Raw genomic sequence first — 2181 nt, 5'->3', positions numbered from 1 at the left:
CAGGCGGGTACGTGCGGCTGACCAAGGCGGTGCGGGACGGGCTGGTCACGTCGGACCAGCTGTGATGCCCAGGTCCGGTCAGCCCCAGCCGAGGGCGTGCAGGGTGTGCTCCTCGATCCCGAAGTGGTGGGCGATCTCGTGGATGACCGTCACCGCCACCTCGTGGACCAACTGCTCCTCGGTGGAGCAGAAGTCGCACAGCGCACCCCGGTAGATCGTGATCGTGTCGGGCAGGAAACCCGAGTAGGTGGTGTCACGCTCGGTCAATGCCACGCCCTCGTACAGGCCCAGGAGGCCCGGTTCCTCAGGATGGCGATCGGCGATGAGGACCACCACGTTGTCCATCGCGGCGAACAACGCGTCCGGCACGGAGTCCAGCGCGTCGTCGACGAGCGACTCGAACCGAGACTCCGCCACGACGATGCTCACGGCGTGCCCCCGGGGATCGGAACGGATACGGTCCCGGGATCCGGGTCGGTCGGCGTCCCGGGGGTCCCCTGGCCGACCCCGGGTGGCGGGACCTCGGTCGTGGTGGGCGCCACCGGGGTGGAGCCGTCGATCAACACGCCCTGCCGCGCGGACCCCCGCAGCACCGCGAACGGCCCGGGGTCGGCGGCCCTCATCAGTCCGCAGTTGACGGTGCGGCTCCCGGTCGCCCACGAGATCTGCGAGATCGGGTTGACGAGCGTGGAGATGAGGGTGGTCCGCCGCAGGGCCTCCCCGTCACCCAGGTAGGCGGTCCCCGCTGCCAGGCAGGCGTCCGCGGTGAGCTCGGCCTGCACCCTCGGCTCAGGCGGGGCGGGCTCCTCCGGGAAGAGTCCGGAGACGTCGACGTCGGAGACCACCTCGATCGCGTGGTCCTCCGAACACGGCACCGGCGCACCGGGCAGACCCTCGTCGGTGAACCCCAGGCAGGTGCCGGGGTCCCACCGTCGGTGCTGGTCGGCCTCCGCGAACACCCCTGTCGAGGTGGTCGACCGGCCGTTGAGTTCGGCCGCGGCGACGCCGCACAACACGGTGTGGTCGCCCTTGGCCCAGCCCTCCTCGGACGGGGGGACGACCAGCCCGGTGAAACGACCCGCCGGGTCGACCTCGCGGCCCCCCGCGTAGCGGGTGATCAGCGGCAAGCAGCGATCGGTGCCGATCGGGACCAACCTCGAGTTGTCCGGGAGCGGGGTGTTCTCGCCGAACCCGGGTACCCCGGAGAGGTCGATGCGGCCGGCGACCTCGAAGCGGTGGGGCTCCGCGCAGTCGACGGTCGTGAACGCGGTGACGCGGTCGGCCGCGTCGACCTGCCAGGTCAGGCACGTTCCCGGGGCCGCGTTCGCGTAGGCGGGCCCGGACAGCGTCCTCGGGTCGACCTGCGGGACGATGGCCGCGATCCGTTCCGCCGTCGCGGAGTTCGGATCCCCCATGGCCGAGGCCATGAGTCCACCGGTGATCGCCCCGCCGGACAGGATCGCGACGAGTGAGGCCATGACCGCGCCCCGGGTCCGGAGCAGTGACCGGCCCGGGTGTGGTGATCGCGAGGAGGTGATCATCGCATCCATGATGCCGCAACTTCGCCGCCCCGATAGGATTCAGGGCATGAGCGGACAGAACCGAGACGAGGCCGGCGGCCCGGACAGCGGAACCCGCGCGCCGCGCGAGGGGGTCGACCCGGAGGTCCTCGAGTTCGCACAGATGCTCTTCCAGCTCGCCCGGGACGGCGAGACCGAACGCCTGGCCGCCTACGTCGACGCTGGGGTGAGCCCGGACCTGACGAACGAGCGCGGTGACACGCTGCTCATGTTGGCCGCCTACAACGGGCATCCCGACACCGTCCGGGCGCTGCTCGCCCGCGGCGCGGATGTCGACCGCGCGAACGACCGCGGGCAGACCCCGCTCGCGGGGGCGGTGTTCAAGGGGTACGGCGAGGTGGTCCGGGTGCTGTTCGAGGGCGGTGCGGACCCCAACGGGGGGACGCCCACCGCGGTCGACACCGCCCGGATGTTCGAGAAGGACGCCTTCCTCGAACTCTTCGGCGTCTAGTTCGGGTGGTGGGACGGGGCCGCTAGGCTGGTCGCCGTGATCGATCTCAGGCTCCTCCGCGAGAACCCCGACCTCGTCCGCGATTCCCAGCGCACCCGCGGCGAGGACCCCTCGCTGGTCGACCGGCTGCTGGCCGCCGACGAGGCCCGC

Annotated in this window: 4 protein-coding genes; 2 read left to right on the top strand and 2 right to left on the bottom strand. The window is 71.7% G+C overall.

Annotated elements, in window-relative coordinates; all coding sequences use genetic code 11:
* Positions 1–78: 78 nt before the first annotated feature.
* Together G6020_RS10730 and G6020_RS10725 are read right to left on the bottom strand one after the other, a co-directional pair.
* Positions 79–429, bottom strand: coding sequence for a metallopeptidase family protein (locus G6020_RS10730; protein ID WP_182610619.1), 351 nt, complete (start codon positions 427–429; stop codon positions 79–81).
* Complete coding sequence (locus G6020_RS10725; protein ID WP_241731233.1) at positions 426–1541, bottom strand: septum formation family protein; 1116 nt, start codon at positions 1539–1541, stop codon at positions 426–428. Before G6020_RS10725 ends, G6020_RS10730 begins: the two co-directional genes overlap by 4 nt.
* 142 nt (positions 1542–1683) lie before the next feature.
* Here G6020_RS10725 and G6020_RS10720 point away from each other — a divergent pair, with 142 nt between their 5' ends.
* Both G6020_RS10720 and G6020_RS10715 read left to right on the top strand, forming a co-directional pair.
* A complete protein-coding gene (locus G6020_RS10720; RefSeq protein WP_206682226.1) occupies positions 1684–2031 on the top strand; it encodes an ankyrin repeat domain-containing protein in 348 nt (115 codons plus the stop codon).
* 36 nt (positions 2032–2067) lie between these two features.
* A partial coding sequence (locus G6020_RS10715) for a hypothetical protein (protein ID WP_182610617.1) occupies positions 2068–2181 on the top strand: 114 nt, incomplete at its 3' end.

It is taken from the genome of Dietzia sp. B19 (assembly GCF_014145155.1).
Classification (GTDB): Bacteria; Actinomycetota; Actinomycetes; order Mycobacteriales; family Mycobacteriaceae; genus Dietzia; species Dietzia natronolimnaea.
Note: the sequence above shows the minus strand (reverse complement) of the source record. Positions and strands in the feature narration are given on the sequence as shown.

Bases quoted from the DNA above. Each gene is read 5' to 3' on its own strand.
- G6020_RS10725 (WP_241731233.1), bottom strand. From the start codon at position 1,541: ATGATCACCTCCTCGCGATCACCACACCCGGGCCGGTCACTGCTCCGG.
- G6020_RS10720 (WP_206682226.1), top strand. From the start codon at position 1,684: ATGCTCTTCCAGCTCGCCCGGGACGGCGAGACCGAACGCCTGGCCGCC.